The following is a 20,260-nucleotide window of genomic DNA, read 5'->3' on the forward strand; positions in this document are numbered from 1 at the left end:
TTGACGGGGTTAAATGCCACCAAAATCGTATCGGCCGCTCCCTTCCGAACGCAGTCTATCGCCAACCCGTTTCTATCCCACAGGGGGCGTGCAGCGCCGAGATCAGTTTTTTAGAAGGAGCGCTCACCAAGGCGGGATTGCTGAGCGCAAAGCGATGATCGACCGTGAGCACGATCTGTCGATCACCAGGCAGGCGGAAGTTTTGCAGATCAGCCGCGGCAGCGTTTATTACCTGCCGCGCCCGGTGCCGGACACCGATCTCGCGATCATGCGGCGTCTCGACCGGCTGCATCTGGAGTTTCCCTTCGCCGGTTCGCGCATGCTGAGAGGCCTGCTGGCTGCCGAGGGGTGCAAGATCGGCCGTCGGCATGTGAAGACGCTGATGCGGCGGATGGGGATAGAGGCGCTCTATCGCCGTCCGCGCACCACCAGGCCAGAGCCCGGCCACAAGATCCATCCATACCTGCTGCGCGGCATGGAGATCACGCGGCCGAACCAGGTCTGGGCGATGGACATCACCTACATCCCGATGGAGCGCGGTTTTGTCTACCTCGCGGTCGTGCTCGATTGGGCAACCCGTCGTGTTCTGTCGTGGCGGCTGTCGATCACCATGGAAGCAGCCTTCTGCGTCGAGACGCTGGAAGATGCCTTGGCTCGTCACGGCAAGCCGGACATCTTCAACACGGACCAGGGCTCGCAGTTCACCGGACAGGCTTTTACCGGCGTGCTCGCCGACAACGGCATCGCGATCAGCATGGACGGCAAGGGCGCATGGCGGGACAACGTGTTTGTCGAACGGCTCTGGCGCAGCATCAAATATGAAGAGGTGTACCTGCGGGCCTATGACAGCGTCAGCGAGGCGCGCAGCTCGATCGGCCGATATCTCGACTTCTATAACAGCAGGCGTCCCCATTCGAGTCTTGACGGCACCACGCCGGATCAAGCCTACTTCACCCCGCTGCCACTCCGCATGGCAGCCTAACCCCGGCAGAGGCTCCACCTATCGACGCGGAAACTCTGTTCAGACAACCGGGACCAGCTCTGTCGAGCCTTCTCCATCGATAGCGGTGTTTTGACCGCACCTTGCGGCGGCGCTGACGATTCGTCAGATGTGGATCGGTTTGGCGAGATCGGTTCACATATATGGTCGACGATATATTTGACAATTCGCGGCCGTTTGGCCGTGTTGAAGTCCGGACTGGTGTTGGCCGCCGGCGTCGCTGGACCGAGGTGCGGATTCCGAGACGATGGTGCGCACCGTACCGATTTGATGGCGCGCAGGGTTCCGAAATGATCACGCGCAGCATTCCGAGCATTCTCCGCGCAGCATTCCGATTTGATCGCGCGCAGTTTCGGATGGTGTGAGGCCTGATCGTTGGCCATTTCTCCGGCTGGAAACAGCTTGGAGAATTGGATGCCGACGAGGAGGGTTATCATGCGCCAGGTGCCCGAGATTGTGAGGTTGAGCCTTGAGGCTGGGCTCTCGACGCGCGTGGTTGGCGAGCGTGTCGGCGTCGGGCCGACGACGGTACGTGACACGCTGAAGCGGTTTGCGCGCGCGGGTCTGGCATGGCCAGTCCCGGAAGCGATAAGCGACGCCGAGCTGGAGCAGCTGCTGTACGTGGTGCCTGGCGTGAAGCCGGGCCGCCGCAAGGTGGCCGAGCCTGACTGGTCCGTTATTGCCCGCGAGCTGAAGCGCAAGCACGTGACCTTGCAGGTGCTGTGGGACGAGTACATTGCAGAGCATCCGGACGGCTATCGGTACAGCCGTTATGTTGCGGCCAGATTTATGTTGTCGCTGCTGGAGTGAGCCAAGGATTTCGCCAACCTCCCCGGCTCGCTCCGCAACATAAGAGTGTGAGCTTTTCGGCTTACAGGGCCTTCAGGAAGGCCATCAAGGACGGGAGAGAGGGTTGCCGAGGCGGCGGCCTCAGGCTGCTGATATCGACCCTGGCTAACGCCAATGCTTTCATCTCCAGGTCGACTTCAGCATAGATGTGCGTGGTGTCTAATGACACGTGGCCCAGCCAAGCACGGATCGTGTTGATGTCGACGCCGGCGCGCAGCAGGTGCACGGCCGTTGTGTGCCGAACCGTATGTGGGCTCACGCGCTTCGTCGCCAACGTCGGCAGCGTTTCGCCCGCCATAGCGGCATATTGCGTCACGAGACGGTGTATTCCGAAGCGCGTCAAAGGCTGGTTCGTCCGCCCGAGAAAGACCGCTTCACTTTTGCTCCGGTCGGCCACAAGACGAGTCAACGAGGTTGCCGTCGTTGACCACAATGGACAGATTCTGATCTTGTTTCCCTTGCCGTGAAGTCGCACTGACGGGGACGCGCCCAGTTGGAGATTGCCGACCGTCAATTTTGCTGCCTCATCGGCGCGAGCACCGCTGTTGTATAGGAAAAGCAGCAGAACATGGTCGCGCACTCCAAGACTCGTGCGTCGGTCAGGTTGGTTTAGCAACGCGTCCATCTCGGCCTTTTCGAGGTATCCAATCGCGGTCTTGGTCGTCTTCTTGAACGGCACTGCTCGTATCTCGGAACACCAGGCCAGGTGGACCGGCGAACGCGTCCCGATAAAGCGCGCAAGTGAATGGATGGTCGCCAGCCGCTGGTTGCGGGTAACCTCGCTGCACTGGCGATCGCGCTCCAGGTGGTCCAGGAACTTGCGGACGACTTCCGGCGTCAGATCTTCCACGGTCATGCGATCGATGGCGCAGCCTCCCTGCTTGCTGGCAAACGGCAGCAACAATGTCAGCGTGTCGCGGTAGCTGGCTTGGGTGTTGCAGGAAAGATTGCGCTCGGCGACCAGATGTTCCAGCAAGAACCGCCGGATCCACGGACCAAGCAGGCTCTTATCCTTCATGACCGGCCTCCATCGCGTACAGAGCAAAGCGCTCATTGGCCGCCTGGAGGAGATCCGGCGTCATCTGCAAATAGCGCTGGGTTGAACGGATATCGATGTAGCCAAGGTAGGTTGCGAGTTGCGGAAGCAGTCGCTGCACCTCCTGGCCGGAGCGATACCATGCGATCACCCGGTGCACCGCGGCTGTGTGGCGAATATCGTGCAGCCGCGGAGGTCCAGGCTCGCCAACAGGGCAACTGATTCCGGCGGCTCGGCGGACATGCTGAAACCAGGAGATGACCCGCACGTAGTGCCATGGTCGACTGCCGCGCGTAGTGAATAATGGAGATTCTTGCCCGCGCGGCAGAGGGAGCCGGCGACGGCACTCGACGTACTCGACCAGTTCCTGGTTGAGCTTTGGTCCGATTGGCACGAGGCGCGTTTTGAAGAACTTCGTGTCACGGACGGTGATGACCTGATCAGTCAGATCCACGTCTTGCAAGACCAAACGAAGCGCCTCGCCAATGCGCATGCCGCTTCCGTACAGCAACAAGAGGAGCGTACGGTACATAGCTGGGACGTGAGGGCGATGCCCCACCTTCAGAATCGAGGTCGCATCCAACAGGCGGCGCAGTTCTTCCGTGGAATAAACATAGGGCGTTTGTTGCGGCGGCAGCTTTGGAAACGTTGTCGGCAGTGGGGAGGTTGCCACGTACCCGCGACTGATGGCGAAACTATAGAGACCGCTCAAAACCCTATATCGCAGCATCCAAGTGGCACTGAGCGATCCTTTACCTTGGAGGAACTCGGCCACCGCCTCTGGGGTGACTCCGCCGACATCTCGATTGCCCATCGCTCGGCAGAATCTGCGGAGCAGAACCTCAGCGGACTCGAAACGCGCCCCCAGTGACCGCTGCTTGGCCAGATAGGCGTCGACAACATGGGTCAGCATCATTGGAGGCCTCCCAGGTCGAACGCTCCGACCTCGCGAAGCGCCTGCATGTTCACCTTGGCGTAGATGCTGGTTGAGGCCGCGCTGCGATGTCCCAAATGGTCCCCGATCTCCTTTATCGACAGACCTTCGGCAAGAAGCCGGGAAGCGCAGGCGTGGCGCAACGCATGGCCACCACGATGAGCAGCGTCGATTCCAAGTGCAACAAATCTGCGGTTAGCGACATCATAAATGCTCCCTGCCTTCAACGGTCGACGGGGCGCGTGCATGCAGAGGAACACTTCCGGGCACGATGATAGCGGCCGCACCGTGTCGATGTAGCGGGCGAGCGCCTCAGCCACAGAGGAAACCAGCGGGTAGATCTGCGGCTGGCGGCGCTTCAGGCGGAAAAGCCGTAGCGTCCTACCGGCCCAATCAATCTGATCAAGGCGCAATGCCGCCACTTCGCCGCTGCGCATTCCATAGACCGCGAGCAACAGCAGGATCGCACGATCACGGATGTCCCGGGGGTTGTCAGTCTCGGCGTCGGCCAATATGCGCTGCACGTCGCACCAATCTGGGGCATACGGTAGTGACTCCTGACGATAGAGCCGAGGCCGGCAAATCGAGATCGCTAAGCGGTCCGTACACATTCCCCGCTTTGCCGCGTAGCGCAGAAATCCCCGCAAGGCCGAGGCCGTGTTGGCCACCGAAACGCGGGACCATCGTCCCGTGGCCTGGGCAATGAAATAGGCGTCGACGTCGTCAGGCTGAATATCCGTGAATTGCCGGTTCGTCTGGTCGCACCAACGCAGGAACCGGCCGATAATGCGGCTCCATTGCTCCACCGTCGATGGCGTGAAACCGCGCTCATTGCGCATCCATGCCACATACTGGTCGAGTTGGCTCTGGTACTGAAACACGATGGTCGGTTCACGCCACCAACCAAGAAATCGAAGCCACGGTCGTCCGATGTCGACTACTCTTCGTGCTGCGGTGACAGCCCCCGTCAGGCGCAGACGCTCGGTTGCGATTCGTTGGAGCGCTTCGATATCGATGCCCTCCGAAGCATCTGGACCGAGATATGCGGCAATCCGCAACAGCTCGTTTCGCTTGACTCTGAGAGAAGCTGCGGTCGCGCCGGTTTCTGCACAGTGGCGAAGGTACCGGTACCGCTCGTCGGTGAATGGCGCGTCATCACGTTGGGGCACGGTCAAGGGGATGGGATAAATCGTCTGATCCATAGCGAGCCTCCATTGGACAAATGGTTCGCTACCCAGACGTCGAAATATGTTGCGTGAACAATGCCTACAGTGTTCAGCATCCCCGCAATTATAGCTCCTTGCACAACATAAATCTGGCCGCAACATAACGGCTGATATGTAATCGTGAACATACCAGCCGGTTCTGTGACTTGTTCCGCAACTGGGAAGGCCGGCTGCCGCTCGTGATGCGCCAGCACCACGGCGGGGGCGAGAAATTGTTTGTCGACTATGCCGGCGACACGGTGCCGGTGGTTGACCAGTAAGACTGGCGAGGTGCGTGACGCGCACATCTTCGTCGCGGTCATGGGCGCATCCAGCTTGTCGTTCGCGCTGGCGACGTGGACCGAGCAGCTCGGCGACTGGATCGCGGGACATAACGCGGCCTTCAGCTTTTTTGGCGGCGCGACGCAACTGCTGGTGCCCGACAACGCCAAGGTCGCGGTGATCAAGGCCTGCCTCTACGACCCTATGGTCAACCGCAGCTACAGCGATATGGCGCAGCATTACGGCACGGCGATTTTGCCGGCACGGCCGCGTCGCCCGAGAGATAAGGGCTCAGACTCATACTGCACCGCGTCAGTTACGTGAGGATGAACTTTCGGGATCGACCCGGTAGTCGCGCTTGTGGGCGAACTTCGCCGGCAGGTCCTCTGGCGGAATCTCATAGAGGAAGTCGCCGCGATCGTTGACCGGATGTGCGCGTAGCAGGCCGCGTCGGCGCCACAAATGGACAGTCGAGACCACAACGTTGTAGCGAGCCGCGACGTCCTGCGGAGTCAGCAGTCCCTGCGCGAGCAGGCGTGTCTGCCGATCGGCGAGATGGTAGCTATGGCGAAGTCGCCCGATGCGCGTAGCTGTCCAAGGCGTGCTGACGACGGTCCGCACGCCTCGCTCGTTGAGCAGATCGGCGATCTCTTTGTCCGTATAGGTATCGATGAGGCGGTCGATCTCCTCGATCACGGCGGCATCTGTCGTGCGCAACTCGACACACGACTTCGGCAGCGGCAGATCCAACGAGCGCGTCGCGCCGCCAACGAAGCGGATATCCACATGGAGCGTATCGCCCTTGCTGAGCGTCACGTCCTCGATCAGCAGGCGCAGTATGCGTTTCTTGTCTTTCATCTGCGTGCGCGGATTGCCCCAGAGCCGGGCGAAGTCGGTGGCGAGGGCCATCAGCTCAGTACGTTCGGCATCGGTCACGACGCTTACATCAGCCGCCGAGGCTTTGTTGTATGCTTCCTGTGCCGCGGCGAGCGCGCGAAGCTTCGTATTCCAGTCGGCTTCCAGGGCATCGGCCACCAGGCGGTTGTCGGGGTCGACCTTGAGGAAGCGACGCTGCGCGAGTTCTGCGTCATACTTCGCTCGCTCCACGTGCTGACGGCGCAACCGATCTGCTTCCTCCTGACGGTTGACCAGCTCCTGCTGCACGCTGAGAGCGACTTCGACCGCAAGTGGCGTCATCGCCTCGATCAGGATGTCGCCGATCGCAGCATCGAGTGCGCCGCCATGCACCGTCTGGCACAAACCGATCTCGCCTCGGAACATCGGGCGCCGGCCACACCAGTAGGTCGGCACTTGTTGGTTGCGGTGCAAGTGATAACGCACCGACATGCGCTCGCCGCAGCTCCCACAGATCACAAGACCTTGCAGCAAGGCCGCGCCCTCGCGTGCCGGGCCCCGATGCCGCTCGATGCTCCAGGCCAGCGCATTACCTTTCACACGGTCCAGGTTCGATCGGTACTCCTCCCAGCTGATATAGCCCGGATGGACGTCGCGCAGCAGGATCCACTCCTCGCTTGGTACCTGCCGCGAGGAGTACTTGCCGCTCGGCAGACGACGGTGTTTGGTGCGACCGAACACGAAGGCGCCGGCATAGCGCGGATTATGGATGATCTGCCGAGCACGACAGTGCAGGAGTTCAGCCCACACGAGTTCGCCCTTGTGCGCGCCACTTCTCAAACGACGCGGGAACAGCAGCTCCTTCGCGTGGAACTCCTTGACCACCGCCAAACAGGAGCCTGTGCGCCTGAAGGTGTCGAAGAATAGCCGCACGGCTGCCTGGACCTGGATGTCCGGATCAAGGATAACGCGCTCCTGTGCATCATGCACAAAGCCGACCGGGACCATCTGCTTGAGCTCGCCGCGGCGGGCGCGGCTGAGGATCCCGCCGCGAAGTCGCGCCTTGAGCACATGAAGTTCGGCTTCACTCATGGTTCCTTTTAAACCCAAAAGTAAACGGTCATTGAAGTGCGCCGGATCATACAGCCCGTCTTCATCCAGGATCAGTGTGTCAGCGAGTGCACACAGCTCGAGCAGTCGATGCCAGTCGGTGTTGTTGCGCGCAAGGCGCGATATTTCAAGTCCGAGTACGATCCCGACACGGCCCAGGCCAACCTCACTGACCAGACGCTGGAAGCCCTCGCGGTCGGCCGCGCTGGCGCCGGACTGCCCGAGATCGCTGTCGATGACCACGATCCGATCAAGCGGCCAACCGAGCGCGACGGCACGATCGCGCAGTGCATACTGGCGCTGCGTACTCTCGGTGTTCTCGAAGACTTGGCGCAGCGTCGACTGTCGCACATACAGGAATGCCATGCGCGAGAGATGCGTGGCCGTGATCTTTTGATAGGCCTCACTGTTCATTGGCATGATCGATATCCCTCCTTCGGTATGGGGTGTTCGACACAACGCGTCGAGAGAACCAGACTGGCCAGAAGCGCAGTCAGATCGCGGTGCGGCACGCTGCTGAGCCACTCCGGCGCAGACCCGTACGCACTAGGAGGTCCGGCCGCCGGCACATCCGCGGCGTTTGCGGTGCGCAGCATGCCTGACGCACGGATAACGCCCTCCAGTGCCTTGAGCCACCCGGGCATCCCTTCGCGCAACAGCAAGGCAAGACCCACGCCGCGGGGCTGACCTGCGGCGCTCGCCCCGCCGAGATCGGCTCTCGCTCCGATGACCTGTGAACGAAGCAGCTCGTAATTTGCTACGTACTGCGCGGGATCGACCGCAGCCGCTTCGGCGATCGTGAGCGTTTTTTTTCCTGGCGCTCCAGATAGGGGAGCAGACGTCGCAGGATGCTGCGTGGGTGGGCATGAATGCCGCAACGTTCGGCCAAGAGCTCGGCCAACTCTGCACCGCTTGGCATGCGTTCGGCCTCGCGCACGGCCTGCGCCAGCACGGCAAGGGCCTCCTCGGTAAGCTTGTGCGGGCGCTTCGGCCCGCGTTTGCGTGGTAGCAGGCCCGGCAGACCTTCGCGATTGAACAGCTCCCAGGTCACGTAGTAGACCGGCCGGGACAGTCCAAAGGACTCTGCCGCATCCACCACGGCGCGCCCCTCCTTCTCGACGCTGCGCAGCATCTCGTACTTGACCTGAACCAGATCGTTCGGATCGAAGAACGCGCTGCCGCGAAAGAGCGGATCGGTCACAGCCTGCGGCCGGGGGTGGGTGGCGCCATGTGCCTGCAAGGCCTGCCGGCGCCGCGCTCGCTGACGTGAATCTGATGCCATCCGGCCTCCTCGAAGCGCGAATCGCGGATATGTCTTGATAATTAGATACGATACGTAGATGGACATCAAGAGGATAAGATCGCGCAATCGACCAATATCCCGTCATATCAATGTTTAACGGCCAACTCCTGTGCATCGACTCGCACGTCATCGCCAATGCACGAACATATTTGCAAAGACATATTGCGCATAATTTTCCTAACATGACGGCGCCTCCTTCTGCTGCCGCCGGCACTCATCGACGAGCTTGCGCAGCTCACGCAGTCGATCGGTTCGGAAGAAGGCGCGACCAGCACCAACCGTGACTACGAGGTCGGGCTCGATAACGTCAGTCCATTCGACCGGAAGTGTCCGCAGCCTTCCTTCGGGGCCTGCGTATAACACGCGGTCTCCGCCCCAGTTGTTGCGCACGGCGAGCAGCTCGAACGTCTGTCCTCGTAGCGGATGGAACGGATGGGTGACCGTGAAAACTTGCGCGCCATGCTCGTCACCATATGCAATGCGCGCTAAACTCCAGGCTAAGGTTGAGGCCTGCGTCGGAATCATCGAGCGCTGGCTGCTGGGGCGGCTGCGCAACCGAACTTTTTACAGCCTGGCCGAACTCAACGGTGCGATCGCCGAGTGGCTGGCCAAGCTCAATGACGGACGGGTGCTGCGCCAGTATGGCCGCACACGGCGCCAGTTGTTCGAGGAAATTGACGCGCCGAATCTTAAACCGCTTCCCGGCGAGCCGTGGGTCCATGTCGAATGGCGCCGATGCCGGGTCGGGCTCGACTATCACGTCGAGATCGAACGACACTACTACTCGGTGCCCTATCGCTTCGCCCGTCGCGAGGTCGAAGCGCGGATCTGTGCGCGAACGGTTGAAATCTTCCTGGGGGGCGAGCGTATCGCCGCGCACATGCGCGGCAGCGGCAACGGGCGGCACACGACGATCAGCGCCCACATGCCTTCCAGCCACCGGCGCTACGGCGAGTGGACGCCGGCAAAGATCCGCAGCGAGGCAAGCCGGATCGGCCCGATGCTGCGCCTGCTGATCGACCGGATCATCGAGGATCGGCCGCATCCCGAACAGGGCTATCGTTCGTGCCTGGGGATCATCCGTCTTGAGAAGCGCTTTGGCGCCGAGCGCCTCGAGGCGGCCGCGCTGCGCGCGATTGAGATCCAGGCTCGCAACTACCCAAGCGTCAAATCGATCCTCGAGAAGGGGCTCGATCGCGTTGCAACGCCCGCGTCCCCCGAGTGCGAGCCGATCATACACACCAACATCAGAGGCTCGGACTACTACCACTAAGGAGAGAAAATGCTGACACACCCCACACTCCACTTGCTTACCCGGCTCGGCCTTACTGGCATGGCCGAGGCCTTCACGAGCCTCGCCGAGAACGAGGAGGTCCGGGGTCTCGCTCACGCCGAATGGCTGGCGTTGCTGCTGGACCATGAAGCGACTTGGCGCAACAACCGGCGCCTGGCGCTTCGTCTTCGCAAGGCAAAGCTGCGTCATCATGCCGTGCCCGAGGATATCGACTATCGCGCCCCCCGTGGGCTCGACCGCCGCTTGTTCGACATGCTGCTCAAGGGAGACTGGATCAAAAACCATGAGAATTGCGCCATTGTCGGGCCAACCGGCGTCGGGAAAAGCTGGCTTGGCTGTGCGCTTGGTCACAAGGCCTGCCGGGACAACCACTCTGTACTTTACACCCGGCTGCCGCGGTTGTTCGAAGAACTGGACCTTGCCCGGGGCGACGGCCGACTCACTTCGCGGATGAAGAGCATCGCCGCCGTCGAGCTCCTGATTTTGGACGATTGGGGCCTCCAAGCCATCGACGCCAATGCCCGTCATTATCTGCTCGAAATCCTTGAAGACCGTTACGGCCGTCGATCAACACTCGTCACCAGCCAGCTTCCAATTGCCAAATGGCATGAGCTCATAAATGACCCAACTTACGCTGATGCCATACTTGATCGCCTGCTTCACAACGCTCACAGGCTCGAACTGAACGGTGACTCCATGCGTCGCCCGCCGGTTCTTCCTCGGCCTTGATGGCATGTCGGCCGATGAAGACCGAGACCGCAGCCCGCGAAGCTGACCGGCCGCTACGGCACTGTTGGGGGTGCGCGTCCGGTCAGCTTCGCTCCGTCCAGCGACACCATCAACATGAGACGTGATCTCTTCGGCAGCCGCTTGACCACGGGCTGACGATAGTGCCAATTGCCTTTTAACGATCGGGGGCTTCCACATGCGCGCGATCAGATTGGAACGCTGCGCGGCATCAGATTGGAATAACTGCGCGCGATCATTGGAATCCGCACCGAGGAACAGAAGGGCCGGATTGTCGCGGAGTCGTATCGCGCTGGAGCGGTTGTTTCGGAGGTTGCGCGACGGTACGAGATCAGTCCTCAGCATTTGTTTGCGTGGCGCAAAGCAGCACGAGGGGGATTACTTGTACTCCCGAATGAAGAGGGGCTGACGTTCGTTCCCATTGTGACGCCCGGGTACAATTCGACGGCGGTTGGGAATCCACAGGAAAGCCGACTGATCAGGATCGAGATCGCGGGCGCGGTGGTTCATGCTGGACCTGGTGTTGATCTGATCTTTCTGACTGACGTACTCCGTGCGGTAAAAGCTGCGGCATGATTACGGCAGGCCTACGGGTTTTGATTGCGACGAAGCCGGTTGACTTCCGCCGGGGGGCGGATGGGCTGGCGGCACTGGTGCGCGAGACGCTTGGCGAAGATCCATTCTCCGGCACAATTTATGTCTTCCGCTCGAAACGTGCGGACCGTGTGAAGATGGTTGCCTGGGACGGCACCGGGCTGGTGCTATTGTGGAAGCGGCTTGAAAGCGGAGCGTTCAAGTGGCCTCCAATCACCGACGGCGTGATGCGACTGACGTCGGCGCAATTAGCCGCGCTTGTGGATGGGATGGATTGGTCGCGGCTGCATGCGCGCGACGTTACGCGGCCGACGGCGACGTCGTGAAAGCTGCGACTTTTTGAATCAGATCAGGTTTGAGAGCAACACAACTGAACGCGAATCTGATTCTATATCGTCATGCCGATCGATGCTTCCCCTGACGATCTCGATGTCTTGCGAGAGCTGGTGGTTCAGCTGTCGAGCGAACGCGATGCCGCGCTGGAAGAATGCCGGCGCGTGGCGGAGCAGAACGATCGGCTTCGCCATTTGTTGCAGCAACTTCGGCGTGCGCAGTTCGGCCGCAAGTCCGAACGTCTTGACCCTGAGCAGCTGCAATTGGCAATCGAGGATCTTGAGACGGCGGTGGCGGCGGAGGATGCCGAACAAGACAAGACAGCGCCAATAGAAGAAGCTCCGAAGAAGAAGCGGAAGACCAATCGGGGATCGCTGCCGGCGCATCTTCCACGCGTGCATATCACGCTTAGCCGCACAGATCGAGTAGCGGGTACCAATCAGAGCAGTTGCGCGCGAGACGTGTCCCCGTCACGAGATCCGACCTCATGGCTCTCCTTCCAGCGAACCACGCGAGCTTGCCAATTTTGACTCGGAGCCGTGCCCTAAAGAATCATTTGTGGGCTGATTCGCCAAGCTCCTCAGCACCACGTCTCTTGAAAGCCGGAGCAAGTCTCGAATGCTTGCGAGCGAAAGCTTGCTTGACGGGACAGGCAGCCGCTCGCCATAGAGGTTGGTTGCTGAAGCTCGAATTCTCAGCAAAATGCCGTCGCGATAATGAACGAGAACGCAGCCGCCGGGTCGGAGCGAGCTTCCGGCCGATACCAAATCAAAGCGCCGTCCGTATAGTGGATGGGTTGGGTCGGTTACGGTAATCTGCTCCAACTGATCAGATGGCTCCCGAATGGGGGCATCATGCTGTGTGGTCGTACACGCCATCCTCGTCGAGGATCAGAGTGTCAGCGAGCGCGCAGATCTCCAGCAAACGTTGCCAGTCGGCATTGTTCCTCGCGAGCCGGGAGACCTCCAGGCCCATGACGCTGCCGGCGCGTCCCATGCCGACGTCGCTGACTAGCCGCTGAAAGCCCTCGCGCCAGGCGGCCGATGCGCCGGACTCGCCCTGATCACTGTCGATGACGACGATTTGCTCGTCGCACCAGCCAAGGGCAATTGCGCGTCCACGAAGTGCATACTGCCGCTTCGCGCTCTCGACGTTCTCGATGACTTGTCGCATCGAGGACTGACGAATGTACAGGTAGGCACCGCGTTCGAGGTGGTGAGGCTGGACTTTGAGGGACTCCTTCATGGCGTTCTCCGCTCGGGTGTGCTCATCGCCATTGTCGCGAGCACGTAAACGACAGCTGTGCGCTCGTTACGCGGCACTGGTGGAGTACGCGATGCAACTGACTGTTGAACGGGGCCTGCGGCGGCCAGCGTCTGCGCCCACCCCCACATGCCCCGGCGCAGAAAAAGCATGAGACCACTGCGGGCCGTAGGCGGCAGCGCTTCGCCGAGAGCTGCCATACGCAGCACCTCATATTGGGCCGCAATGGCGGGCGAGAGGATCGAACACGCCGGTGTCGTGGCGTGTTCATCCGGCAGTTTTTTTTAATGCTCGCTCGATCGTCCTGGGATGAACCTCGATGCCGAGCTCGGCGCGGATCAAGCTCGCCAGCTCCCGAGCGTGAACCGGCTCGCCCTGGACCAGCCGCGCCTGTAGGAAGGCGAGGACCTCGCCCTGGACCTTGTGGCGGCCGCGTGGGCCAGGCTTCCTTGGGACCAGTCCGGCAATCCCAGCGGCATCGAAGTTCGCCTTCGCTTGGTAGTAGGTCGGCCTGGAGACGCCATACTCGTCGGAAGCCTCCGTCACCGAAGCGTTGTCGACGGAGACGCGGCGCAACATCTCGTACTTGACTTGCACGGCGTCGTGCGGATCGAAGAATTCGCTTCCCCGAAACTTTGGATCGCGCACCTTCTCGGGCGTCGGATTGAGCGTGCCCTCTTCGAGGAGAGCCTCCGTCTTTGAGCGCTTGCTGTCGTGCTTCGCCGGCACCGTCGGCTCCGAGCGTGCGTAGAGGCATTACCGTAAATATAGTTACGCCGCACAAAGTTCCATTGTCAAGGTTGCAGAAGCTCGCAACGGCGAAATATTGCGTAAATAAGCGAAAAACGTTGAGCGCAACGACTTCTTGCGGCATCAATCGCCTTACATTCGCGGCATAATTATCATTACACATTTTTGGACGGCCGCGAGGATAGTTTGTCAGAAAGGCGCCTCACCAGGCTGGCCAGCTCCATCAAGTCGACCGCACGCACGAGCGCTCGTCCGCCGCCCATGATTACTTCTGGATCCGGGTCCCAAAGATCGGTCCATTGCGGAGGAACCGACCATACGGTGGCGTCATCAACCTGCAGCAACAGGCGCTTGCCATATCGGTTATATCGTTTGCCGACGCAGCGGAGCTGTCGCCCGAACAGCGGGTGAAACGGGTGCGTGACCCGCACAAACTGCAGCGGTGCATTCGAAACGTCTGCATTCTCAGATGAGATACAAGCGGCTTGAAAGCGGAGCGTTCAAGTGGCCTCCAATCACCGACGGCGTGATGCGACTGACGTCGGCGCAATTAGCCGCGCTTGTGGATGGGATGGATTGGTCGCGGCTGCATGCGCGCGACGTTACGCGGCCGACGGCGACGTCGTGAAAGCTGCGACTTTTTGAATCAGATCAGGTTTGAGAGCAACACAACTGAACGCGAATCTGATTCTATATCGTCATGCCGATCGATGCTTCCCCTGACGATCTCGATGTCTTGCGAGAGCTGGTGGTTCAGCTGTCGAGCGAACGCGATGCCGCGCTGGAAGAATGCCGGCGCGTGGCGGAGCAGAACGATCGGCTTCGCCATTTGTTGCAGCAACTTCGGCGTGCGCAGTTCGGCCGCAAGTCCGAACGTCTTGACCCTGAGCAGCTGCAATTGGCAATCGAGGATCTTGAGACGGCGGTGGCGGCGGAGGATGCCGAACAAGACAAGACAGCGCCAATAGAAGAAGCTCCGAAGAAGAAGCGGAAGACCAATCGGGGATCGCTGCCGGCGCATCTTCCACGCGTGCATATCACGCTTACTCCCGACAGTACGGCATGCCCCTGCTGCCATGGCGTGATGCATGTGATCGGCGAGGAAACCGCCGAACGCCTCGACAAGATCTCCGCGCAGTATCAGGTGATCGTTACACACCGGCCGAAATACGGCTGCCGGTCATGCGAGAGCGCAATCGTGCAGGCGCCAGCGGCGGAGCGCTTGATCAAGAGTGGCATTCCCACAGAAAACCTTGTCGCCGATGTCGTGGTCGACAAATACGCCTGGCACAAACCACTTTACCGCCAGGCGCATATCATGCGGCTGCAGGGCTTACCGGTCGATCGCTCGACATTGGCTGGTTGGGTTGGCGCCGCCGCAGCCGAAATCAAGCCGGTCTATCTACGGATGAAAGAAATCGTGCTCGCTTCGGCGAAAATCGTGGTCGATGAAACCCGCGCGCCGGTGCTCGATCCCGGGCGGGGCCGAACCAAGACCGGCTACTTCTGGGCGATCTCGCGGGATGATCGACCCTGGGGCGGGCTGGATCCCCCGGCGGTTGTCTATACCTATGCGCCCGGCCGCGGCGGCGAGCATTGCACGGCATTGCTTGCGGGCTATACCGGCATCGTTCATTGCGACGGATACACGGTCTATAAGCAGTTGGCCGATCCGCAGCGCGACGGCGGTCCAGCGACGCTGGCCTTTTGCTGGACGCACTGGCGTCGCGGATTTGTCGAGATCGACGAGGGCGGCCCGGCACCGATCGCGCATGAGGCGCTGGAGCGGATTGCAGCGCTGTACGCGATCGAGAATCGGATCCGCGGTCGCAGTGCCGATGAACGCCGCGCTATCCGTCAGATGGAGACCAGGCCGCTCGTCGAGGCGCTGAAAACCTGGCTTGAGAACAGGCTTGCGGCGGTCTCAGACAAGAGCACAATTGCCGAGGTGATCCGCTACGGCTTCAATCATTGGCCAGGCTTGGTGCGCTTTCTCGACGATGGCCGCATCGAGATGGATACCAACAGCGTCGAGCGAGCGATGCGGCCTATAGCTCTCAATCGCAGGAATAGCCTCTTCGCCGGCCACGATCAGGGCGCGGTCAACTGGGCCTGCATGGCTTCGCTGATCGAAACGGCAAAGCTGCAAGACATCGACCCCAAACCGTACCTTGCTGATATCCTCAGCAAACTCGTTAATGGTTGGCCGATGGCGAAGATCGACGAATTATTGCCCTGGGCATGGGCTCAGCACAGCCCGCCTTGCTGCATGATCAAATCTGCCATCAGTTCGGTGGCAGCGCCTCGGAAATCTCCTGCGCCTCGCTTGCATCGGCGAAGACCTCCTCGCGGATCACGCGCATCGTCACCTGATGAAGGTAAGCTTGCAGAGCTTGGTCAAGTTCGGAAAACTCGGGCCACAGGACTTGGTCGAGAAACCGCTTCGGTGCCCTGATCATGACCGTGTTGCGCCGCTGCCGATAATAGCGGTAGGGCTTCAAGCCATAGCGTCGGCACAGTGCAAGAAACAAATGGCGCGACCATTGATCAGGCATCGAGAACTGCATCTTAATCGATGGATCCTGCCGGCTGAGTTCTCCTAGACGCGCCCGGACACGTTCCAGCGCCGCCTCCGCAGCGAGCCGTTCGCCGGCCGTCCCGGCCCCAGCGAACAGGGCCTCGATCTTCCGCAACTTCTCGCGCAACTGGGATTCGGTCGACATCGGTAGTCTCAGGCTTTGTCCTGAGTGAAGCCCAACATCCGCATTGCGCGCGGTCAACCGACCACCGTCGATATCCACGTCATTCATTAGCCACGTGGGGTCAAGACACCGCTATCGGTCGACCGGCGGGCGCTGTGCGAGGTGCTTGCGGCAGTCGGGACGGTTGGCCGATGATCGGGCTCCGACCTGGGTTGTCGATCTGGATCGCGACGCAGCCGATCGATTTCCGTCGGGGGATGGACTCGCTGGCGATGCTGGTGAGCGAGGCGTTTGGGGCCAATCCGTACGACGGCAGACTTTATGTCTTCCGGTCCAAGCGCCGAGATCGCGTGAAGATCCTGACCTGGGACGGAAGCGGGCTTGTCCTTTACTACAAAAGAATCGAGGGGCAGTTCACCTGGCCGCCGATCAAGGAAGGCGTCATGCCGCTATCTCATGCTGAGTGTGGCGTAGTCTCCGGGGTGATCAACCTCGAATCATCCGGCGTTGAAGCGTCGGACTGGAGACCACGCCATGACGAGCATTACCACGAAGCCTGATTCTTTGCAGTCTGCGGCCGATATGGCCGGCGATCTTTTCGACAACTGGTTTGATCCGCTTGAGGCCGAAGTGCGGGCGCGATCGCGTGAGTTCATCGAAGAACTGCTCCGCGGGGAGCTCGAGGCGGCGCTTTCACGGCCACGGTACGGGCGCAGCCAGATGTCCGGCAGGGAAGGAAGAGCGAGCGTTGCGGGCCGCCGCCACGGCAGCCGGACGCGATCGCTGACCGGCACGTTCGGACCGATCGAGATCGCGGTGCCGCGCGCCCGTCTGACCACTGCCGATGGCAAGACGACCGAATGGAAGAGCCAGACGCTGCGGGCCTATCAGCGCCGCACACTCGCCGCCGACGCGCTGATCGCGAGCACGTATCTCGCCGGCACCAACACGCGGCGGGTGCGCCGTGCGCTCGCGGCCTTGTTCGGCGGGACGGTCGGCAAGGACACGGTGAGCCGGACCTGGCGCAAGGTGAAGAGCGACTGGGACGCCTGGCACACCCGCTCGCTGACCGGGGAGCCGATCGTGCGCCTGATCCTCGACGGCACCGTGGTGCGCGTGCGGCTCGACCGCAAGGCGACCTCCATCTCGCTGCTGGTCGTTCTCGGCGTGCGCGAGGACGGCCAGAAGGTGCTGCTCGCGATCAAGAGCATGGGCGGCGAGAGCGCCGAGGCCTGGCGCACTGTCCTCGCTGACCTCATCAATCGCGGGCTGCGGCGTCCGGAATTCCTCATCGTCGATGGCGCGCCGGGGCTCGACAAGGCCATCGCCTCCGTCTGGGACGGCGTGCCGGTCCAGCGCTGCACGGTCCACAAGCACAGGAACCTGTTCGCACATGCCCCCGAGCGGCTGCATGACGAGATCACTGCGGATTACAACGACATGATCTACGCGACGACTCCTGAGGAGATCGAGGCGCGCCGCAAAGCCTTCATCCGCAAATGGAGGCTCAAGCATCGCGCCGTCGCCGACAGCCTGGAGGAGGCAGGAGAACGCTTGTTCACCTTCACGCGTTTGCCGCCGAGCCAATGGCGCAGCGTGCGCACCACCAATGCAATCGAACGGCTGCACGAAGAGTTCAAGCGAAGGATCAAGACGCAAACCGTGCTGCCGTCAGCAGACACCGCAGCCATGCTGTTCTGGGCGCTGCTCGCCTCCGGACAGATCAATATGCGCAAGGTCGATGGATGGCAGACGCTCGCCGCAAAGCCTGGCAATCAGCCGATTGACCTCGCCGCCTGAAACGATACCTTCATGTTCCCGGAGAATGCGCCACGCCAAATTCCCACCACTTCCCGGACGGCACCTGCCTTCCGATCCAGCATTGCTCCGACAAACCGTGATGGCGCTGTCCTCACGGCTTGCGGCGTTGTCGGCGGAATGCAGCTCGCTTTCGGCCGAGCGTAATGCGGCGATCGCCCAACGCGACGCTGCGATCCAGGAGAACGACAAGCTCCTGATGATCCTGTCCGAGTTCAAGCGCACGATCTTCGGTCCCCGCTCCGAGACACTGGATGCCGGACAGCTGCCTCTCTTCACCATCACGGCACAGGCGGCTCGTGCCGCGGCCAACGACGACGTAACCGGAGGCAGGCTGCCTGATGGAGCGGAGGGCCGTGGAAAGCGACCGGCGCGACGCAACCGGGGGAAGCTTCCGGAGCATTTGCCGCGCATCGATGTCGTAATCGATATCGAGAGCCACATCTGCCCTTGCTGCGGCGAGCGGCTGCACAAGATCGGGGAGACCGTCAAGGAAGCCTTCGACGTCATTCCGATGCAGTACCGGGTCAAGCGCATTGTGCGTCCACGGTACGGCTGCCGTGGATGCCGCCAGGGTGTGCTGCAGGCACCTGCGCCGGCCCAGGCGATCGACGGTGGAATGGTGACGGAAGCCTTGCTGGCCCACATCGCAGTGATGAAATACGGCTACCAGCTGCCGCTGTATCGCCAAGAACAGATGTTTGCCGCGCAAGGCGTCACGCTCGATCGGCAGACGCTGGCCTCGTGGATGGGCCGCGTCGCCTGGTGGGCTGAAGCCGCTTCACGCGCTGTTGCGCCGCGCAGTGATGTCCTACCCGCGGCTGTTTGCCGACGAGACGCCGCTGCCAGTTCTCGATCCCGGCCGTGGCAGAACCAAAGTCTGCCAGTTCTGGGCGATCGCCACCGATGACCGTCCGTGGGGCGGCCCGGCGCCGCCGGCGGTGGTCTACGTGTTCGCCGAGGATCGCAAGGCGATCCGCGCCAAGCAGCTGTTCGGGGACTACCACGGCATCCTGCAGGTCGACGGCTATGCCGCCTACAAGGGCCTGATCAAGAACGGCGGCCATCTGGTGCAGTTGGCGTTCTGCTTCGCGCATGCGCGGCGGAAGTTCTGGGACGTTCACGTCGCGACCAAGTCGCCGATTGCCGCGGAAGCGCTGCAACGGATCGCGATGTTCTACGCCATCGAGGATCGCATCCGCGGTCTGCCGGCGGCGCATCGGGCTGCAGTGCGGCAGACCGACACCAGGCCGTTGATCGAGGACTTCAAACCCTAGCTCGAGGCGCGACTGCTGGAAGTCTCGAAGAAGTCCGGTCTAGGCAAAGCGATCCGCTACACCCTCAACCATTGGGACGGCCTGACGCGCTTCATCGATGATGGGCGCATCGAGATCGACAGCAATACGGTCGAACGCAGCATCAAGCCGATAGGCCTGGGAAAGAAGAATTACTTGTTCGCCGGCAGTGAGGGCGGCGCTGAGACATGGGCCATTCTCGCCTCGCTCATCAACACGGCAAAGCTGCACGACATCGACCCGCGGCACTATCTGACCGATGTTCTCGAGCGCATCGTCTCCGGACGTACCAAGATCAATCAGCTGCACATGCTGTTGCCGTGGAATTGGAAGGCCGAGCGCGATAGTTCGGAGGCAAAGCTCGCCGCCTGATCAGTTCGACGGCAGGGCATTTGGAACTTCCTGCGCATCGCTGGTGTCGTCATAGATCTCCTCGCGGATCACGCGCAGCGTCACCTCTTGCAGATAGACTTGCAGCGCACTCTCCAGCTCGGTGAACTCCGGCAGCAACACTTTGTCGACGAAGCCCCGTGACGCGCGGATCATCACCGTGTTGCGTCGCTGGCGGTGATAACGAAACGGCCGCAGCCCGCAGCGACGACAGAGCGCCAAAAACAGGTGCCGGGACCATTGGTCGGGAAGTGAGAATTGCTGTTCGATCGGTGGATCGTGGCGAGCGAGTTCCTCGACCCGGGCACGCACCCGCCGCAGCGCGGCTTCCGCCGCAAAGCGCTCACCAGCAGTTCCGGCCCCCACGAACAACGCCTCGATCTTCCGAAGCTTCTCGCGCAGCTCCGACTCGCTGTTCATTCTGATCCCGTTGCCCGCTCCGAACCGGGATCACCCCATCACCGCGCCCCGGCGGCGTCAATCATCCCGACCGCGCTATC

The 20,260-nt window shown here is 61.4% G+C and carries 18 protein-coding genes and 6 pseudogenes; 13 read left to right on the top strand and 11 right to left on the bottom strand.

Annotated features, from left to right (window positions below; all coding sequences use genetic code 11):
- Window positions 1-103 precede the first annotated feature (103 nt).
- Together C7G61_RS38295 and C7G61_RS38305 are read left to right on the top strand one after the other, a co-directional pair.
- Window positions 104-982: pseudogene (locus C7G61_RS38295) on the top strand (IS3 family transposase); the annotation flags it as partial.
- 453 nt (window positions 983-1,435) lie between these two features.
- A complete protein-coding gene (locus tag C7G61_RS38305) occupies window positions 1,436-1,810 on the top strand; it encodes a helix-turn-helix domain-containing protein (protein ID WP_190242169.1) in 375 nt (124 codons plus the stop codon).
- 61 nt (window positions 1,811-1,871) lie between these two features.
- On the opposite strand, the gene C7G61_RS38310 is transcribed toward C7G61_RS38305, so the two are convergent.
- From C7G61_RS38310 to C7G61_RS38320, 3 genes are read right to left on the bottom strand one after another with little or no spacing between them, the layout of a single operon-like run.
- Window positions 1,872-2,867, bottom strand: coding sequence for a tyrosine-type recombinase/integrase (locus C7G61_RS38310; protein ID WP_108522823.1), 996 nt, complete (start codon window positions 2,865-2,867; stop codon window positions 1,872-1,874).
- Window positions 2,857-3,801, bottom strand: a complete 945-nt coding sequence (locus C7G61_RS38315; RefSeq protein WP_108522824.1) for a tyrosine-type recombinase/integrase — start codon at window positions 3,799-3,801, stop codon at window positions 2,857-2,859. The genes C7G61_RS38310 and C7G61_RS38315 overlap by 11 nt, the downstream gene beginning before the upstream one ends.
- The gene (locus C7G61_RS38320; protein ID WP_108522825.1) at window positions 3,798-5,021 is read right to left on the bottom strand and encodes a tyrosine-type recombinase/integrase; all 1,224 of its coding nucleotides are present in this window, start codon (window positions 5,019-5,021) and stop codon (window positions 3,798-3,800) included. The genes C7G61_RS38315 and C7G61_RS38320 overlap by 4 nt, the downstream gene beginning before the upstream one ends.
- Window positions 5,022-5,176: 155 nt before the next feature.
- Between C7G61_RS38320 and C7G61_RS38325 the strand changes: the two are divergent.
- A pseudogene (locus tag C7G61_RS38325) lies at window positions 5,177-5,594 on the top strand (IS21 family transposase); the annotation flags it as partial.
- A gap of 24 nt (window positions 5,595-5,618) precedes the next feature.
- Here the strand turns inward: C7G61_RS38325 and C7G61_RS38330 are convergent.
- The 3 genes from C7G61_RS38330 to C7G61_RS45160 form a co-directional block, all read right to left on the bottom strand.
- A complete protein-coding gene (locus C7G61_RS38330) occupies window positions 5,619-7,691 on the bottom strand; it encodes a recombinase family protein (protein WP_108522826.1) in 2,073 nt (690 codons plus the stop codon).
- Between the two features lie 337 nt (window positions 7,692-8,028).
- Window positions 8,029-8,553 (bottom strand): helix-turn-helix domain-containing protein, encoded by a 525-nt coding sequence (locus tag C7G61_RS38335; protein WP_108522851.1) that lies wholly within the window; start codon window positions 8,551-8,553, stop codon window positions 8,029-8,031.
- A 198-nt stretch (window positions 8,554-8,751) separates the two neighbouring features.
- Window positions 8,752-9,099, bottom strand: a complete 348-nt coding sequence (locus tag C7G61_RS45160; protein WP_190242170.1) for a DUF5372 family protein — start codon at window positions 9,097-9,099, stop codon at window positions 8,752-8,754.
- Between C7G61_RS45160 and C7G61_RS38340 the strand changes: the two are divergent.
- The 4 genes and pseudogenes from C7G61_RS38340 to tnpB (C7G61_RS38355) all read left to right on the top strand — a co-directional run.
- Window positions 9,056-9,847, top strand: a pseudogene (locus C7G61_RS38340) (Mu transposase domain-containing protein); the annotation flags it as partial. The gene C7G61_RS45160 and the pseudogene C7G61_RS38340 overlap by 44 nt on opposite strands.
- A gap of 9 nt (window positions 9,848-9,856) precedes the next feature.
- Window positions 9,857-10,597, top strand: a complete 741-nt coding sequence (gene istB / locus C7G61_RS38345) for an IS21-like element helper ATPase IstB (RefSeq protein WP_108522827.1) — start codon at window positions 9,857-9,859, stop codon at window positions 10,595-10,597.
- 288 nt (window positions 10,598-10,885) lie between these two features.
- Window positions 10,886-11,191 carry a transposase gene (locus C7G61_RS47650; RefSeq protein WP_420836829.1) on the top strand — a complete coding sequence of 102 codons (306 nt, stop codon included), beginning with the start codon at window positions 10,886-10,888 and terminating at the stop codon, window positions 11,189-11,191.
- Window positions 11,188-11,535 carry an IS66 family insertion sequence element accessory protein TnpB gene (gene tnpB, locus C7G61_RS38355; RefSeq protein ID WP_108522829.1) on the top strand — a complete coding sequence of 116 codons (348 nt, stop codon included), beginning with the start codon at window positions 11,188-11,190 and terminating at the stop codon, window positions 11,533-11,535. The genes C7G61_RS47650 and tnpB (C7G61_RS38355) overlap by 4 nt, the downstream gene beginning before the upstream one ends.
- Window positions 11,536-11,553: 18 nt before the next feature.
- Here the strand turns inward: tnpB (C7G61_RS38355) and C7G61_RS46490 are convergent, their stop codons facing one another.
- Complete coding sequence (locus C7G61_RS46490) at window positions 11,554-11,856, bottom strand: hypothetical protein (protein WP_244608671.1); 303 nt, start codon at window positions 11,854-11,856, stop codon at window positions 11,554-11,556.
- On the opposite strand from C7G61_RS46490, the gene C7G61_RS47655 reads away from it, so the two are divergent.
- The gene (locus C7G61_RS47655) at window positions 11,740-12,072 is read left to right on the top strand and encodes an IS66 family transposase (RefSeq protein ID WP_420836830.1); all 333 of its coding nucleotides are present in this window, start codon (window positions 11,740-11,742) and stop codon (window positions 12,070-12,072) included. The genes C7G61_RS46490 and C7G61_RS47655 overlap by 117 nt on opposite strands.
- Window positions 12,073-12,406: 334 nt before the next feature.
- On the opposite strand, the pseudogene C7G61_RS38365 reads toward C7G61_RS47655, so the two are convergent.
- The 3 genes and pseudogenes from C7G61_RS38365 to C7G61_RS47660 form a co-directional block, all read right to left on the bottom strand.
- Window positions 12,407-12,787: pseudogene (locus C7G61_RS38365) on the bottom strand (recombinase family protein); the annotation flags it as partial.
- A 285-nt stretch (window positions 12,788-13,072) separates the two neighbouring features.
- Window positions 13,073-13,534 (bottom strand): helix-turn-helix domain-containing protein, encoded by a 462-nt coding sequence (locus tag C7G61_RS38370; protein ID WP_108522831.1) that lies wholly within the window; start codon window positions 13,532-13,534, stop codon window positions 13,073-13,075.
- A 176-nt stretch (window positions 13,535-13,710) separates the two neighbouring features.
- The gene (locus C7G61_RS47660) at window positions 13,711-13,986 is read right to left on the bottom strand and encodes a DUF5372 family protein (RefSeq protein ID WP_108522832.1); all 276 of its coding nucleotides are present in this window, start codon (window positions 13,984-13,986) and stop codon (window positions 13,711-13,713) included.
- A 38-nt stretch (window positions 13,987-14,024) separates the two neighbouring features.
- Between C7G61_RS47660 and tnpB (C7G61_RS38380) the strand changes: the two genes are divergently transcribed.
- The 5 genes and pseudogenes from tnpB (C7G61_RS38380) (at window position 14,025) to tnpC (C7G61_RS38405) (ending at window position 19,742) form a co-directional block, all read left to right on the top strand.
- Window positions 14,025-14,183, top strand: coding sequence for an IS66 family insertion sequence element accessory protein TnpB (gene tnpB, locus C7G61_RS38380; protein ID WP_108522833.1), 159 nt, complete (start codon window positions 14,025-14,027; stop codon window positions 14,181-14,183).
- Window positions 14,184-14,255: 72 nt separating this feature from the next.
- Window positions 14,256-15,800: pseudogene (gene tnpC, locus C7G61_RS38385) on the top strand (IS66 family transposase); the annotation flags it as partial.
- A gap of 648 nt (window positions 15,801-16,448) precedes the next feature.
- Window positions 16,449-16,817: an IS66 family insertion sequence element accessory protein TnpB gene (gene tnpB, locus C7G61_RS38395; protein ID WP_108522835.1), complete on the top strand. Its 369-nt coding sequence runs from the start codon at window positions 16,449-16,451 to the stop codon at window positions 16,815-16,817.
- Between the two features lie 22 nt (window positions 16,818-16,839).
- Complete coding sequence (locus C7G61_RS38400) at window positions 16,840-18,057, top strand: IS256 family transposase (RefSeq protein WP_190242175.1); 1,218 nt, start codon at window positions 16,840-16,842, stop codon at window positions 18,055-18,057.
- Between the two features lie 100 nt (window positions 18,058-18,157).
- Window positions 18,158-19,742, top strand: a pseudogene (gene tnpC, locus C7G61_RS38405) (IS66 family transposase).
- Here tnpC (C7G61_RS38405) and C7G61_RS38410 read toward each other — a convergent pair.
- Window positions 19,743-20,180, bottom strand: coding sequence for a hypothetical protein (locus C7G61_RS38410; protein ID WP_108522837.1), 438 nt, complete (start codon window positions 20,178-20,180; stop codon window positions 19,743-19,745).
- Between the last annotated feature and the right edge of the window lie 80 nt (window positions 20,181-20,260).

This window comes from Bradyrhizobium algeriense, from assembly GCF_003062295.1.
GTDB classification, from domain to species: Bacteria; Pseudomonadota; Alphaproteobacteria; order Rhizobiales; family Xanthobacteraceae; genus Bradyrhizobium; species Bradyrhizobium algeriense.

What these genes read in the sequence shown, in the direction of transcription:
- C7G61_RS38315 (WP_108522824.1), bottom strand. Translation starts at nt 3,801, where the DNA reads ATGATGCTGACCCATGTTGTCGACGCCTATCTGGCCAAGCAGCGGTCA.
- tnpB (WP_108522829.1), top strand. Translation starts at nt 11,188, where the DNA reads ATGATTACGGCAGGCCTACGGGTTTTGATTGCGACGAAGCCGGTTGAC.
- C7G61_RS38310 (WP_108522823.1), bottom strand. Translation starts at nt 2,867, where the DNA reads ATGAAGGATAAGAGCCTGCTTGGTCCGTGGATCCGGCGGTTCTTGCTG.
- tnpB (WP_108522833.1), top strand. Translation starts at nt 14,025, where the DNA reads ATGAGATACAAGCGGCTTGAAAGCGGAGCGTTCAAGTGGCCTCCAATC.
- tnpB (WP_108522835.1), top strand. Translation starts at nt 16,449, where the DNA reads ATGATCGGGCTCCGACCTGGGTTGTCGATCTGGATCGCGACGCAGCCG.
- C7G61_RS38305 (WP_190242169.1), top strand. Translation starts at nt 1,436, where the DNA reads ATGCGCCAGGTGCCCGAGATTGTGAGGTTGAGCCTTGAGGCTGGGCTC.
- C7G61_RS38320 (WP_108522825.1), bottom strand. Translation starts at nt 5,021, where the DNA reads ATGGATCAGACGATTTATCCCATCCCCTTGACCGTGCCCCAACGTGAT.
- C7G61_RS38330 (WP_108522826.1), bottom strand. Translation starts at nt 7,691, where the DNA reads ATGCCAATGAACAGTGAGGCCTATCAAAAGATCACGGCCACGCATCTC.
- C7G61_RS38400 (WP_190242175.1), top strand. Translation starts at nt 16,840, where the DNA reads ATGGCCGGCGATCTTTTCGACAACTGGTTTGATCCGCTTGAGGCCGAA.
- C7G61_RS45160 (WP_190242170.1), bottom strand. Translation starts at nt 9,099, where the DNA reads ATGATTCCGACGCAGGCCTCAACCTTAGCCTGGAGTTTAGCGCGCATT.
- istB (WP_108522827.1), top strand. Translation starts at nt 9,857, where the DNA reads ATGCTGACACACCCCACACTCCACTTGCTTACCCGGCTCGGCCTTACT.
- C7G61_RS38335 (WP_108522851.1), bottom strand. Translation starts at nt 8,553, where the DNA reads ATGGCATCAGATTCACGTCAGCGAGCGCGGCGCCGGCAGGCCTTGCAG.
- C7G61_RS38410 (WP_108522837.1), bottom strand. Translation starts at nt 20,180, where the DNA reads ATGAACAGCGAGTCGGAGCTGCGCGAGAAGCTTCGGAAGATCGAGGCG.